The sequence below is a fragment of the Kitasatospora sp. NPDC005856 genome, from assembly GCF_040629945.1.
Taxonomy (GTDB): domain Bacteria; phylum Actinomycetota; class Actinomycetes; order Streptomycetales; family Streptomycetaceae; genus Kitasatospora.
This window is the reverse complement of the sequence record NZ_JBEXWT010000028.1, coordinates 44,453-57,938: the sequence shown is the minus strand read 5'-3', so window position 1 is coordinate 57,938 and position 13,486 is coordinate 44,453. Positions and strand designations below refer to the sequence as shown.

Annotated in this window: 14 protein-coding genes; all 14 read left to right on the top strand. The window is 70.7% G+C overall.

All coding sequences use genetic code 11. From position 1 onward, the window contains the following. Positions 1 to 86: 86 nt before the first annotated feature. Positions 87 to 1,235: an LCP family protein gene (locus ABZ449_RS18960; RefSeq protein WP_360346990.1), complete on the top strand. Its 1,149-nt coding sequence runs from the start codon at positions 87 to 89 to the stop codon at positions 1,233 to 1,235. Positions 1,236 to 1,373: 138 nt separating this feature from the next. Then, positions 1,374 to 1,595, top strand: coding sequence for a 50S ribosomal protein L31 (rpmE, locus tag ABZ449_RS18955; protein ID WP_030057539.1), 222 nt, complete (start codon positions 1,374 to 1,376; stop codon positions 1,593 to 1,595). 134 nt (positions 1,596 to 1,729) lie between these two features. Beyond that, on the top strand, positions 1,730 to 2,806 hold the full coding sequence (prfA, locus tag ABZ449_RS18950) for a peptide chain release factor 1 (protein ID WP_360346988.1): 1,077 nt from the start codon (positions 1,730 to 1,732) through the stop codon (positions 2,804 to 2,806). 58 nt (positions 2,807 to 2,864) lie between these two features. After that, positions 2,865 to 3,731 (top strand): peptide chain release factor N(5)-glutamine methyltransferase, encoded by an 867-nt coding sequence (gene prmC / locus ABZ449_RS18945; RefSeq protein WP_360346986.1) that lies wholly within the window; start codon positions 2,865 to 2,867, stop codon positions 3,729 to 3,731. Positions 3,732 to 3,953: 222 nt separating this feature from the next. Next, positions 3,954 to 4,601 (top strand): L-threonylcarbamoyladenylate synthase, encoded by a 648-nt coding sequence (locus tag ABZ449_RS18940; protein WP_360346984.1) that lies wholly within the window; start codon positions 3,954 to 3,956, stop codon positions 4,599 to 4,601. Between the two features lie 32 nt (positions 4,602 to 4,633). After that, the gene (locus ABZ449_RS18935) at positions 4,634 to 5,275 is read left to right on the top strand and encodes a protein-tyrosine-phosphatase (RefSeq protein WP_355252781.1); all 642 of its coding nucleotides are present in this window, start codon (positions 4,634 to 4,636) and stop codon (positions 5,273 to 5,275) included. A gap of 141 nt (positions 5,276 to 5,416) precedes the next feature. Then, positions 5,417 to 6,697 (top strand): serine hydroxymethyltransferase, encoded by a 1,281-nt coding sequence (locus ABZ449_RS18930; protein ID WP_360346982.1) that lies wholly within the window; start codon positions 5,417 to 5,419, stop codon positions 6,695 to 6,697. Between the two features lie 172 nt (positions 6,698 to 6,869). Then, entirely contained in the window at positions 6,870 to 8,159 is a 1,290-nt protein-coding gene (locus ABZ449_RS18925; RefSeq protein ID WP_360346980.1) for an MraY family glycosyltransferase, read from the top strand. A 295-nt stretch (positions 8,160 to 8,454) separates the two neighbouring features. Then, positions 8,455 to 8,898 carry a hypothetical protein gene (locus ABZ449_RS18920; protein WP_360346978.1) on the top strand — a complete coding sequence of 148 codons (444 nt, stop codon included), beginning with the start codon at positions 8,455 to 8,457 and terminating at the stop codon, positions 8,896 to 8,898. A gap of 285 nt (positions 8,899 to 9,183) precedes the next feature. Beyond that, positions 9,184 to 9,996 (top strand): F0F1 ATP synthase subunit A, encoded by an 813-nt coding sequence (gene atpB, locus ABZ449_RS18915; protein WP_360346976.1) that lies wholly within the window; start codon positions 9,184 to 9,186, stop codon positions 9,994 to 9,996. A gap of 90 nt (positions 9,997 to 10,086) precedes the next feature. Then, positions 10,087 to 10,323 carry an ATP synthase F0 subunit C gene (atpE, locus tag ABZ449_RS18910; protein WP_148642913.1) on the top strand — a complete coding sequence of 79 codons (237 nt, stop codon included), beginning with the start codon at positions 10,087 to 10,089 and terminating at the stop codon, positions 10,321 to 10,323. 35 nt (positions 10,324 to 10,358) lie between these two features. Continuing rightward, positions 10,359 to 10,919, top strand: a complete 561-nt coding sequence (locus tag ABZ449_RS18905) for a F0F1 ATP synthase subunit B (protein ID WP_355252747.1) — start codon at positions 10,359 to 10,361, stop codon at positions 10,917 to 10,919. After that, positions 10,916 to 11,731 carry a F0F1 ATP synthase subunit delta gene (locus ABZ449_RS18900; protein WP_360346974.1) on the top strand — a complete coding sequence of 272 codons (816 nt, stop codon included), beginning with the start codon at positions 10,916 to 10,918 and terminating at the stop codon, positions 11,729 to 11,731. The genes ABZ449_RS18905 and ABZ449_RS18900 overlap by 4 nt, the downstream gene beginning before the upstream one ends. A gap of 156 nt (positions 11,732 to 11,887) precedes the next feature. Then, positions 11,888 to 13,462, top strand: a complete 1,575-nt coding sequence (atpA, locus tag ABZ449_RS18895; RefSeq protein WP_360346972.1) for a F0F1 ATP synthase subunit alpha — start codon at positions 11,888 to 11,890, stop codon at positions 13,460 to 13,462. Positions 13,463 to 13,486 lie beyond the last annotated feature (24 nt).

The following is a 13,486-nucleotide window of genomic DNA, read 5'->3' as shown; positions in this document are numbered from 1 at the left end:
GTTCCGTGCGTCCGGGCCCGTTTTGTTCCAGAGTCGGGACAACTTGGGGGCGTTTGGATCATGTTGTCCGATTTACTCTGGATCGTATGGCCGCACACAAGAGGGTTCCAGGGCGCCGCCGCAGAGTCCTGCGGACGGCCGCCTGCGCGTTCGCCGCGCTCGTCGTCCTCGGTGCCGGCGCGGCCCTCTACGGCTACTTCAGGCTCAACGGCAACCTCAGGAGCGTCGACATCGACGGCCGGCTCGGCGACGCCCGGCCGCCGGCCGCCACCGACGGCTCCTTCAACATCCTGGTGCTCGGCTCCGACTCGCGCAGCGGCGACAACGGCTCGATGGCGGGCGGGAGCACCGGCGACACGGCCCGCTCGGACACCGCGATGGTGGTGCACGTCAACCAGGACCACTCCGGCGCCCAGATCGTCTCGATCCCGCGCGACACCCTGGTCACCCGCCCCGACTGCACCGACGCGAGCGGCAGGACCGTGTCCGGCGCCAAGCGCGCGATGTACAACAGCGCCTTCGAGAGTGGCGGCGCGGTCTGCGCGGTCAAGACCACCGAGCAGCTCACCGGGCTGCGGATGGACCACTACCTGCAGATCGACTTCGCCGGCTTCGCCCGGGTCGTGGACGCGATAGGCGGGGCCACCGTGACCACCACGGTGGCCATCCACGACAAGGACAGCGGGCTCGACCTGCCGCCCGGCGAGCACCACCTGGACGGACAGCAGGCGCTGGCCTTCGTGCGCACCCGGCACGGCGTCGGCGACGGCAGCGACCTCGGCCGGATCGAGCTGCAGAAGCAGATGGTGAAGTCCCTGCTGCAGCAGATCGGGGGGAGCGGGCTGCTCACCGACCCGGTCAGGCTGTGGTCCGTCGGCGACACCGTGACCAGGAGCATCACCACCGACTCCGCGCTCGGATCGGTGAACTCGCTGGTGGGGCTCGCCCAGGAGCTCAAGGGGATAGGCCCGGACCGGCTGAGCATGGTCACCCTGCCGGTCGAGGCGGCCCCCGGCGACCCGAACCGGGTGGTCCCGCAGCAGCCGCAGGCCGGGCAGGTCTGGACGGCGCTCAGGGCCGACCAGCCGTTCCCGTCGGCGATCGTCTCCGCGCAGCCGGAGAACCCCGCCCAGGCGGCTCCCACGGCCGCCCCCTCGACGGCCGCGCGGGGCGCCGGGAAGGCCACCCCGAAGACCACTCCGAAGGCCACCCCGAAGGCCGGCGCGGTGCACTGAACGGCGCCCGGAATATCCCGGAACGCGACCCGGTTTGGGAAGAAGCGGCCGGTCCTGGCAGACTGGTCCGTCGGTCCCGGTTCACGTGCGGCACTCCAGTCGCCGACCCGGTGCCCTCCCGAAACCTAGGAGAACCCCTTGAAGCCCAACGTTCACCCCGAGTACGTGGTCACCCGCGTGACCTGCACCTGCGGCGCCGAGTTCACCACCCGCTCGACCGAGACCAGTGGCGAGATCCGCGCCGAGGTCTGCTCGCAGTGCCACCCGTTCTACACCGGCAAGCAGAAGATCCTCGACACCGGTGGCCGCGTGGCCCGCTTCGAGGCCCGCTTCGGCAAGCAGCACAGCGCGAAGGCCTAGCGCTCCCTCGGCGCCGGTTCCCGGTGCCCCCGTACTCGTTGTCGGGGGCGCTGGGGGCCGGCGCCGTTCGCGTCCCCCCGCGAGTTCCCCACCCCCCCCACACGTTTCCGAGTCACCGGGAAGAAGGCCACCCCATGTTCGAGGCAGTCGAAGAGCTCCTCGTCGAGCACGCCGACCTCGAGACGAGGCTGGCCGACCCGTCCGTCCACGCCGACCAGGCCAACGCTCGCAAGCTGGCCAAGCGGTACGCCGAACTGACCCCGATCACCCGGGTCTACCGGCAGTGGCGGCAGGCCGGCGAGGACATCGAGGCCGCGCGTGAACTCGCCGCGGAGGACCCTGAGTTCATCGCCGAGGTGAAGGACTCCGAGGCGCGCCGGGGCGAGCTCACCGAGGAGCTGCGGCTGCTGCTGGTGCCGCGCGACCCGAGCGACGACAAGGACGTCATCCTGGAGATCAAGGCGGGCGAGGGCGGCGAGGAGTCCGCCCTGTTCGCCGGCGACCTGCTTCGGATGTACCTGCGCTTCGCGGAGCGGATCGGCTGGAAGACCGAGATCATCGACGCCAACGAGTCCGACCTCGGCGGCTACAAGGACGTCTCGGTGGCCGTGAAGACCAAGGGCAGCACGGAGCCCGGCCAGGGCGTCTGGGCCCGGCTGAAGTACGAGGGCGGCGTGCACCGCGTGCAGCGCGTCCCCGCCACCGAGTCGCAGGGCCGCATCCACACCTCCGCGGCGGGCGTGCTGGTCACCCCCGAGGCGGAGGAGGTCGAGGTCGAGATCCTCGCCAACGACCTGCGGATCGACGTCTACCGCTCCTCCGGCCCCGGCGGCCAGTCGGTCAACACCACCGACTCCGCGGTCCGGATCACCCACGTGCCGACCGGTATCGTGGCGTCCTGCCAGAACGAGAAGAGCCAGCTCCAGAACAAGGAGCAGGCGATGCGCATCCTGCGTTCGCGACTGCTGGCCGCCGCGCAGGAGGAGGCCGAGCGGGAGGCCTCGGACGCGCGCCGCAGCCAGGTCCGTACGGTCGACCGCTCCGAGCGGATCCGCACGTACAACTACCCCGAGAACCGCATCTCGGACCACCGCACCGGATTCAAGGCGTACAACCTGGACCAGGTCCTGGACGGCGACCTGAACGCGGTGATCCAGTCCTGCGTCGACAAGGACGCGGCGGCCAAGCTCGCCGCGGCCCAAGAGAACTGAGACCGGCGCGCCCCAGCCCGCGTTTCGCCCGGAGCCGGAGAAACAAGAGGTCGTACGGATGAACCTGCTGCTCGCCGAGGTGGCCCAGGCCACCCAGCGGTTGGCCGCGGCCGGCGTGCCGTCGCCGCGCTTCGACGCGGAGGAGCTCGCCGCCTACGTCCACAACGTCAAGCGCAGCCAGCTGCACACGGTGAAGGACGCCGACTTCGACGCCCGGTACTGGGAGGCCGTCTCCCGCCGCGAGGCGCGCGAGCCGCTCCAGCACATCACCGGGCGGGCGTTCTTCCGCTACCTCGAACTGGAGGTCGGCCCCGGGGTGTTCGTGCCCCGGCCGGAGACCGAGACGGTCGTCGAGTGGGCGATAGACGCGGTGCGCGACATGGACGTGGCGGAGCCGCTGGTGGTGGACCTGTGCTCCGGCTCCGGCGCGATCGCCCTGGCCCTGGCCCAGGAGCTGCCGCGCTCGACCGTGCACGCCTTCGAACTGGACGAGGGCGCGCTGGAGTACACCCGGCGCAACATCGAGGCCAGCCCGGACCGCGCCCGGGTCACCCTGCACGCCGGCGACGCCACCAAGGCCTTCGAGGACGACCGTTCCTGGGACGGCCGCTTCGACCTGGTCATCTCCAACCCGCCGTACATCCCGCTCACCGAGTGGGAGTACGTCGCACCGGAGGCGCGTGACCACGACCCGCAGATGTCGCTGTTCTCCGGCGAGGACGGCCTGGACACCATCCGCGGCATCGAGCGGGTCGCGGCCCGACTGCTGCGCCCGGGCGGCGCGGTGGTGATCGAGCACGCCGACCAGCAGGGCGGCCAGGTGCCGTGGATCTTCAACGAGGAACACGGCTGGACGGACACCGCCGACCACCGTGACCTGAACAACCGGCCGCGTTTCACGACCGCCCGGAGGGTCGGGTCGTGAACATTCGAGCACAGCACGACCGCCCGGAGGGTCGGGTCGTGAGCAGTCGAGCACAGCACGACCGCCCGGAGGGTCGGGTCGTGAACAGTCGAGCACAGCACGACCGCCCGGAGGGTCGGGTCGTGAACATCAAGCGCCGTACCACGGCGCGCAGGGCCGCGCTGTGACCGCAGCGACGGCCGTGGTGACTGTCATGAGCCACTCCGGAAGGGGACCGCACCGATGAGCCGCCGCTACGACTGTGCCGATGCCGGGGACCGCGCCACGGGTCTGCGCGAGGCCGCCTCGGCCGTTCGCCGCGGCGAACTCGTCGTGCTGCCCACGGACACCCTGTACGGGGTCGGCGTGGACGCCTTCTCGCCGGAGGCCGTCGCCGAGCTGATGGCCGCCCGCGGGCGCGGTCGCAACACGCCCTCGCCGGTGCTGGTCGGCTCGCCGACCACCCTGCACGGTCTGGTCACCGACTTCTCCGAGCAGGCCTGGGAGCTGGTCGACGCCTTCTGGCCCGGCGGGCTGACCCTGGTCGCCCGGCACCAGCCCTCGCTGCGCTGGGACCTCGGCGACACCCGCGGCACCGTCGCGGTCCGGATGCCGCTGCACCCGGTCGCCATCGAGCTGCTCAACGCCACCGGCCCGCTGGCCGTCTCCAGCGCCAACCGGATCGGCGGGACGTCCCCGCTGACCTGCGACGAGGCCCAGGGCCAGCTCGGCGACGCGATCTCGGTCTACCTCGACGGCGGGGCGGCCGAGGACTCCGCCACCTCGTCGATCGTCGACGTCACCGGCAAGGTCCCGGTCCTGCTGCGGGCCGGTGCGATCAGCGTCGAGCAGCTGAGGGAGGTCGTCCCCGACCTGGAGGCCGGCAGTTGACGCCCATCGCCTCGCTCCACGCCGGGCCGGGCATAGCGCCGTACCTGAGCGTGGGCCCCAGGCCGCTGGACCACTTCCGGATCCTGTTCGTCTGCACCGGGAACATCTGCCGCTCGCCGATCGCCGAGCGGCTGACCCGGCGTGAGCTGGACACCCGGCTGAGCCCCCGGGTGGCCGGGAGGATCCTGGTCGAGAGCGCCGGCACCTGGGGCCACGAGGGCGCGCCGATGGAGGACCACGCCGCGACCGTGCTCGACGAGTACGGCGCCGACAGCGGTGGCTTCACCGGCCGCGAGCTGCTGGACGAGCACGTGGTCGAGGCCGACCTGGTGCTCACCGCGACGCTGGACCACCGCGCCCAGGTGATCTCGATGGGCCACGAGGCGGGGCTGCGCACCTTCACGCTGAAGGAGTTCACCCGCCTGGTGCGGACGATAGACCCGGGGACCCTGCCGGACCCCCGGCGCGGCGCCGACGTCACCGAGCGGGCCCGCGCGCTGGTCCGGGCGGCGGCCGCGCTGCGCGGCTGGCTGCTGGCGGCCACCCCGGAGTCGGACGAGCTGGATGACCCGTACGGGGCGCCGATCGGCATGTTCCGCAACTGCGGCGAGGAGATATTCCACGCGGTCGACCCGGTGGTCACCGCGCTCACCGGCGTCCCCGCGCCGCGCTGACCGGCGCGGACGGGCGGCGACGGGTGCCGGACGCGCGCCGCGGCGCCGAATGGGGTCGTTCGGCCGCGGCTCGGCGGGCCGGGCGGCGGCAGCGGTCCTACGCTGGGTGACACAGTCCCCGCAGCGCCCGGGAGCCCCGCCATGACCGTCACCGATGCCGCGACCGGCCCCACCGCGACGACCGGGCGCCCCCGGGTGTCCGAGGCACTGCACCGGGCCGATCCGCAGCTGGCCGACCTGCTGGCCGCGGAGGCCGAGCGGCGTGCCGAAACGATCCAGCTGCTGGCGGGGGAGAACCTGACCACGCCCGCCGTCCTGGCGGCGCTCACCGGCCCGCTGATCGACAAGTACGCCGAGGGCTACCCGGGCCGCCGGCACCACACCGGCTGCGCGCTGGCGGACGCCGCCGAGCTGCTGGCGATCGACCGGGCCCGCGAGCTGTTCGCCGCCCCGCACGCCAACGTCCAGCCGCGGTCGGTGACTTCGGCGATGCTGGCGGCGTACGCGGCGCTGCTGCGGCCCGGTGACGGCGTGCTGGCGATGTCACTGGAGCACGGCGGCCACCTCAGCTGCGGCTCGCGCGCCAACTTCTCCGGCCGCTGGTTCGAGTTCACCGGCTACGGCGTGCGCGAGGGCGACGGGCTGATCGACCTCGACCAGGTCCGCGACCTGGCCCGGCGGCACCGCCCCAAGGCGATCGTGGCGGGTTCGATCTCGTACCCCCGGCACCCGGACTGGGCGGCGTTCCGGGAGATCGCCGACGAGGTGGACGCCTATCTGATCGCTTCGGCCGCGCAGACCACCGGGCTGATCGCGGCCGGGGTGGCGCCCTCCCCGGTGCCGTACGCGGACGTCACCGTGGCGGCCACCCACAAGCTGCTGCGCGGTCCGCGCGGCGGGCTGCTGCTGTGCACCGCGGAGCTGGCCGAGCGGATCGACCGGGCGGTGTTCCCGTTCAGCCAGGGCGGCGCGGCGATGAACGAGGTGGCCGGCAAGGCGGTGGCCCTCGCGCAGGCCTCCGGGCCCGCGTACCGGGCGTACGCGCAGCGGACGGTGTCCGGGGCACGGGCGCTCGCCAAGGGGCTCGCAGAGGCCGGTACGCGCCCCTTGACCGGCGGCACCGACACCCACCTGGTGACGGCCGACGTGAGCCCGCTCGGCGTGAGCGGCGCGGAGGCCGAGCGGCGCTGCGCGGCGGCCGGGCTGCTGCTCGGCAAGTGCGCGCTGCCCTACGACCCGGCGCCGGCCGCCGAGGCCTCCGGCATCCGGCTGGGCACCGGCACGGTGACCAGCCAGGGCATGGGGGAGACCGAGCTGACGGAGATCGCCGGGCTGATCGCGCGGGTGCTCACCGGGGGCGCGCCCGCCCCCGCCGCGGCGCGGGTCCGGGAGCTGGCGCTGGCCTTCGCCGACCGTGCCTGACGGAGCTCCTTCGCGGGTATCGGGATCTCCTACCCGGGAGGGCGAACCGCGATGCACGGTCCCGGCGTCCGACTCAATAAGGTGTGTGCCGTGGCGACGCACCTCGAACCCCGGGAAGGCAGGGGAGTACCTTCGGTATCTCCCCGTTCGACAGTGATGCAGGAGGCCAGTGGTGCGTGAGTATCTGCTGGTGCTGTTCTGCACGGCCGCCGTCACCTACCTGCTGACCGGCCCGGTCCGGAAGTTCGCCATCGCCGCCGGGGCCATGCCGCCGGTGCGCGCCCGCGACGTGCACCGCGAGCCCACGCCGCGGCTCGGCGGCATCGCGATGTTCGGCGGACTGTGCGCGGGCATCCTGGTCGCCTCGCAGCTCGACAACCTGAGCAAGGTGTTCTCCCAGGGCACCGACATCCGCGCGCTGCTGTCCGGCGCCGGGATCATGTTCCTGCTCGGGGTGCTCGACGACAAGTGGGGCGTGGACGCCCTGGTGAAGCTCGGCGGCCAGATGATCGCCGCAGGCGTGATGGTCTGGCAGGGCGTCACGGTGATCACCCTCCCGGTGCCCGGCGTCGGCCCGGTCGCCGTGAGCCCGACCCAGGGCATGGTCATCTCGGTCGTCCTGGTCGTCGTCATGGTCAACGCGGTGAACTTCATCGACGGCCTGGACGGCCTGGCCGGCGGCATGGTCTGCATCGCCGCGATGGCCTTCTTCCTGTACAGCTACCGGCTCTGGTACGGCTACACGATCTCCGACGCGGCCCCCGCCGTGCTGTTCAGCGTGCTGCTGATCGGCATGTGCCTGGGCTTCCTGGCGCACAACATGCACCCCGCGCGGATCTTCATGGGCGACTCCGGCTCGATGATGCTGGGCCTGATGCTGGCCGTCGCCGCGATCTCCATCACCGGCCGGGTGGACCCGGACCTGATCAGCAACGAGACCGGTTCGCAGACCGCCGCCGTGCACGCCCTGGTGCCGATCTACATCCCGCTGCTGCTGCCGCTGACGGTCATCGCGCTGCCGCTGGCCGACCTGCTGCTCGCGGTGGTGCGCCGCACCTGGGCCGGCCAGTCCCCGTTCGCCGCGGACAAGCGCCACCTGCACCACCGGCTGCTCCAGGTCGGCCACTCGCACAGCCGCGCCGTACTGATCATGTACTTCTGGGCCGCGCTGATCGCCTTCGGTTCGGTGGCCTTCTCGGTGACCAACACCGGCCGCACCGTCGTCCTGACGCTCGCCGGGCTCTGCCTGGTCGGCCTGGTGGTGCTGCTCACCCCGCGGTTCCGGCCGCGCGCCCCGCGGGCGGTGCAGTCGTTCGTCCCCCCGCGCTACCGCCGGCAGCAGAACGGTCCGATGGCCGAACTCTCGGCGAAGGACAAGCAACTCCTCGGTGAAGCCGGCCGGGACTCCGGCGTGGGCTCCACCGCGGTCGGCCACCGGGGGGAGGCCACCGGCCGCCACTGACAAGAGAGTTGATGTGCCATCAAAGCGCCTTCACCCGAACGGCGGACACATTGCGCCGTTGGTGTGACAGGTGCCACACGTTCATGGTAAAGCTCTCATCAAATAGTTTGTGATACCGTTCACGAGTACCGGGAACACGCCGAAAGACCTACAGGTGGATGACTTCCGTCCCTGTCGGTCTCCCCCGCCGGGCCCGCCGTTCCGACGGGCGGCCCGCGGTGACTCCCGGTCGGTGTCACCCGCCACCGCTGTGCCCGTCCCCCCGCCACATCGACATGCCGCCGGAGCTGCCGACATGCCGTCCACCGACGCCCGGATCCTCCGAGGCGCCGCGATTCCCACTGCGGCCGCCGGGATCATCGCCATGGCGATCTCCTTCGCCGTCGCCGGTGGGAAGGGCCTGCTCGGTGCCCTGTTCGGCGCGCTGCTCGTGATGGCCTTCTTCGCCTCCGGCCAGTTCGCGCTCGACCGGCTGACCAGGTCGAACCCGCAGATCATGATGGCCGCGGCGCTGCTCGTGTACACCACGCAGATCCTGCTGGTCGGCATCGTGCTCGCGGTCTTCAAGAACACCGAGCTCTTCAACCGGCAGGCCTTCGCCTTCACCCTGCTCGGCTGCGCCCTGATCTGGACGGGCTTCCAGGTGCGCGGCGCGCTCAAGGCCAAGACCTTCTACGTCGACCCCGACGCCTCCGAAAAGAAGGGCGACAAGCCCTCCGACAAGGGGCGTCAACAGTGACGAGGCCCAACTGTCCCCCCAATGAGGGGGGCGGTGTTTATGCCGCGCTGACGGGCTGCTATCGTCCGTCGCAACAACGGAGTACGGGAAGAGGCCTGGTCTGTCCGCACGGCGGACCGATCGCCCCCCGGATCCGCGCAGTCTTCGATGATCCCGCTTCGGTGCAGCGCACTGACGTGCGGGGTCGGCGAGAAACCCATCAAGTTCCAGTGCCGCTCCGTGGTCGCAGGCCACGCCGACACAGCGAGGTTGCCGTAACCATGCGTCACGACGAAGGAGTCCGTGGTGAGTGCTGAACTCACGTCCCTCGCCTCAGGCAGTTGCCACTTCGGGGACGCTGGCTGCGGCTTCCCGGCCCCGGGCCTGAACGAGTTCCAGTTCGAGCCGATTTTCTCGATCGGCAGCTTCGAGTTCAACAAGCCGATGCTGCTCTCGATCATCGTGGCCGCGCTGGTCGTCGTGTTCTTCTGGGCCGCGTTCGCCAAGCCGCGCCTCGTCCCGGGCAAGCTGCAGCTGGTCGGTGAGATCGGCTACGACTTCGTCAAGCGCTCCATCGTGCTGGAGACGATCGGCAAGAAGGGCGAGAAGTACGTCCCGATGCTCGTCTCGATGTTCTTCTTCATCTGGCTGATGAACATCATGTCGATCATCCCGTTCGCCCAGTTCCCGGTGACGGCCGCGATCGCGTTCCCGGCGGGCCTGGCCGGCGTCGTGTGGATCACCTACATGACGCTGACCTTCAAGAAGCACGGCTTCGTCGGCGGCTTCAAGAACCTCTGCTGGCCCTCGGGCATCCCCGGCTGGGTCATGTTCATCCTGGTGCCGATCGAGTTCTTCTCGAACATCTTCGTGCGCCCCTTCACGCTCGCGGTCCGAGCCTTCGCGAACATGTTCGCCGGCCACCTGCTGATCGTGATGTTCTCCATCGCCTCCTGGTACCTGCTCAGCCCGACCCTGGGCGCGCTCTACGGCTCGGCCTCGTTCATCGTCGCCGTCGCGCTGACCGCCTTCGAGCTGCTGGTCCAGTTCCTGCAGGCCTACATCTTCGTGATGCTGGCCAGCAGCTACATCGCCGGTGCCCTCGAAGAGGCGCACTGAGCCAGGGGCCCCGGCCCTCCCCGAACCACCCTCCCGGATCGCCCGGTGGCCAATCACCACCGGTTCACCACCCTGCAAAGGACAACTGCAATGAGCTTCCTCGCTGAGGGCACTGTCTACGGTTCCGTCGCGTCCATCGGCTACGGCCTCGCCGCGATCGGCCCCGGCATCGGCGTCGGTCTCATCTTCGGTAACGGTGTCCAGGCCATGGCCCGTCAGCCCGAGGCCGCCGGCCTCATCCGTTCCAACATGTTCATCGGCTTCGCGCTGACCGAGGCGCTCGCCCTCATCGGCATCGTCATGCCGTTCGTCTTCGGCAACAAGTAATCCCGCCGTAGACCCTTTCTGAGGAAGGTCCAGATATGAGCATGGCGATCGTCCAGCTCGCGGCCGAGGAGAAGATGAACCCTCTCCTTCCCGCGTGGCCCGAGATCATCATCGGCCTGCTCTGCTTCTTCATCGTCTTCGGTCTGCTCGGCAAGAAGCTCCTCCCCAGCATCGAGAAGGTGCTGTCGGAGCGCCGGGACGCGATCGAGGGCGGGATGGAGCGCGCCGAGGCCGCCCAGGCGGAGGCCCAGGCCCTGCTTGAGCAGTACCGCGCCGAGCTCGCCGAGGCGCGCCACGAGGCTGCCCGCATCGTCGAGCAGGCTCGCGAGCAGGGTGCCGCCCAGCTCGCCGAGATGCGCGAGGAGGGCCAGCGTCAGCGCGAGGCCATCGTCGCCGCCGGTCACGCCCAGATCGAGGCTGACAAGAAGCAGGCGACTGCCGCCCTGCGCCAGGACGTGGGCTCGCTGGCCACCCAGCTGGCGTCCCGCATCGTGGGTGAGTCCCTCGAGGACCACGCCCGGCAGAGCGGCGTCATCGACCGCTTCCTGGACGAGCTGGAGGCCAAGGCCGCCGTTGCTCAGGGTGCGGCCAAGTGATCGGCGCCAGCCGTGAGGCCCTCGCTGCCGGCCGGCAGAACCTGGAGAGCCTGACCGACTCCACCTCGGTGGACGCGGCCAAGCTGGCCGAGGAGCTCGCCGCCGTCACGGCCGTGCTGGACCGTGAGGTGTCGCTGCGCCGCGTCCTGACCGACCCCTCGCGGTCGGGCCAGGACAAGGCCCAGCTGGTCACCTCGCTGCTGACCGGCCAGGTCTCCGGCGAGGCCGTCGACCTGGTCTCCGGCCTGGTCCGCTCCCGCTGGTCGGGCTCGCGCGACCTGGTGGACGCGACCGAGGAACTCGCCGCGTACGCGGAGATCATCGCCGCGGACAAGGCCGGCTCCCTGGACGACGTCGAGGACGAGCTCTTCCGCTTCGGCCGGGTGGTGAGCGGCTCGCACGAGCTGCGCGCCGCGCTGACCGAGCCGAAGGCCGGTGCCGTCGCGAAGGCCGAGCTGATCAAGAAGCTGCTCGGCGGCCGCGCCAACGCCGGCACCGTCCGGCTGGTCACCGCCCTCGTCAACGCGCCGCGTGGCCGTAGCCTGGAGCAGGGCCTCGAGTCCTACTCGAAGCTCGCCGCCGCGCGCCGCGGCCGCGTGGTGGCCCTGGTCACCACCGCGGTGCCGCTGTCGGACACCCAGAAGGAGCGCCTGTCCGGTGCTCTGGGCCGGATGTACGGCCGCCAGGTCCACCTGAACATCGACGTCGACCCCGAGGTCGTCGGCGGCGTCCGGGTGCAGATCGGCGACGAGATCATCAACGGCACCGTGTCGAGCCGCCTCGAGGGCGCTCGCCAGTCGCTCGAAGGCTGAGCACCGAAGCAGCACATCCGACCCTCGGTCGGGAAACCGGCTCCTCAAGGAGCCGGTACATCGTACGGCCGGTTCGCAAGACCCGGCCGAGAGTCGAATACTTGCGGCCCTCAATGGCGGGCCGAGGATCGCAAACTAGGAGAGCAGGGAAGCCTGATGGCGGAGCTTACGATCCGTCCGGAGGAGATCCGGGACGCGCTGGCCGACTTTGTCCAGTCGTACCAGCCGGACGCCGCTTCTGTGGAAGAGGTCGGCACGGTCACTGACGCGGCGGACGGCATCGCCCATGTCGAGGGCCTGCCCTCGGTCATGGCGAACGAGCTGCTGAAGTTCGAGGACGGCACGCTCGGCCTCGCGCTGAACCTCGACACCCGCGAGATCGGTGTCGTCGTCCTGGGTGAGTTCGGCGGCATCGAAGAGGGCCAGACCGTGCGCCGCACCGGCGAGGTCCTCTCGGTTCCGGTCGGCGACGGCTACCTCGGCCGCGTCGTGGACCCGCTGGGCAACCCGATCGACGGCCTGGGCGACATCGCCGCCACCGGTCGCCGTGCCCTGGAACTGCAGGCCCCCGGCGTCATGGCCCGCAAGTCGGTCAAGCAGCCGCTGCAGACCGGCATCAAGGCCATCGACGCGATGACCCCGATCGGCCGCGGCCAGCGCCAGCTGATCATCGGTGACCGCCAGACCGGCAAGACCGCGGTGGCCGTCGACACGATCATCAACCAGCGCGACAACTGGCGCTCGGGCGACCCGGAGAAGCAGGTCCGCTGCATCTACGTCGCCGTGGGCCAGAAGGGCTCCACCATCGCGTCCGTCCGTGGCGCCCTGGAGGAGGCCGGCGCGCTGGAGTACACCACCATCGTGGCCGCTCCCGCCTCCGACCCGGCCGGCTTCAAGTACCTCGCCCCGTACACCGGCTCGGCCATCGGCCAGGAGTGGATGTACGACGGCAAGCACGTCCTGATCATCTTCGACGACCTGTCGAAGCAGGCCGAGGCCTACCGCTCCGTCTCCCTGCTGCTGCGCCGCCCGCCGGGCCGCGAGGCCTACCCGGGTGACGTCTTCTACCTGCACTCCCGCCTGCTGGAGCGCTGCGCCAAGCTGAACGACGCCCTGGGCGGCGGCTCGATGACCGGTCTGCCGATCATCGAGACCAAGGCCAACGACGTCTCGGCGTACATCCCGACCAACGTCATCTCCATCACCGACGGCCAGTGCTTCCTGGAGTCCGACCTGTTCAACGCCGGCATCCGCCCGGCCGTGAACGTCGGTATCTCGGTCTCCCGCGTCGGTGGCTCCGCCCAGATCAAGGCCATGCGCTCGGTCGCCGGCCGCCTGCGTCTGGACCTCGCCCAGTACCGCGAGCTGGAGGCCTTCGCCGCCTTCGGTTCCGACCTGGACGCGGCCTCCAAGGCCCAGCTGGAGCGCGGTGCGCGCATGGTCGAGCTGCTGAAGCAGGGCCAGTACCAGCCGTTCCCGGTCGAGGAGCAGGTCGTCTCCATCTGGGCCGGCACCAACGGCAAGCTGGACGACGTCCCGGTCGCCGAGATCCGCCGCTTCGAGCGCGAGTTCCTGGACCACGTCCGCCTGCAGCACAAGGACCTGCTCGCCGGCATCGTCGAGACCGGCCTGCTGGCCGACGGCACCATCGACGCGCTGACCAGCGCGATCGACGCCTTCAAGCAGGGTTACCAGACCGCTGACGGCAAGCTGCTCTCCGAGCAGGCCTGAGTCCGGTAGCGAGGGAAAGGACGT

Coding starts and splice junctions, on each gene's coding strand:
- ABZ449_RS18960 (WP_360346990.1), top strand. CDS start 87: ATGGCCGCACACAAGAGGGTTCCAGGGCGCCGCCGCAGAGTCCTGCGG.
- prfA (WP_360346988.1), top strand. CDS start 1,730: ATGTTCGAGGCAGTCGAAGAGCTCCTCGTCGAGCACGCCGACCTCGAG.
- prmC (WP_360346986.1), top strand. CDS start 2,865: ATGAACCTGCTGCTCGCCGAGGTGGCCCAGGCCACCCAGCGGTTGGCC.
- ABZ449_RS18940 (WP_360346984.1), top strand. CDS start 3,954: ATGAGCCGCCGCTACGACTGTGCCGATGCCGGGGACCGCGCCACGGGT.
- ABZ449_RS18930 (WP_360346982.1), top strand. CDS start 5,417: ATGACCGTCACCGATGCCGCGACCGGCCCCACCGCGACGACCGGGCGC.
- ABZ449_RS18920 (WP_360346978.1), top strand. CDS start 8,455: ATGCCGTCCACCGACGCCCGGATCCTCCGAGGCGCCGCGATTCCCACT.
- atpE (WP_148642913.1), top strand. CDS start 10,087: ATGAGCTTCCTCGCTGAGGGCACTGTCTACGGTTCCGTCGCGTCCATC.
- ABZ449_RS18905 (WP_355252747.1), top strand. CDS start 10,359: ATGAGCATGGCGATCGTCCAGCTCGCGGCCGAGGAGAAGATGAACCCT.
- atpA (WP_360346972.1), top strand. CDS start 11,888: ATGGCGGAGCTTACGATCCGTCCGGAGGAGATCCGGGACGCGCTGGCC.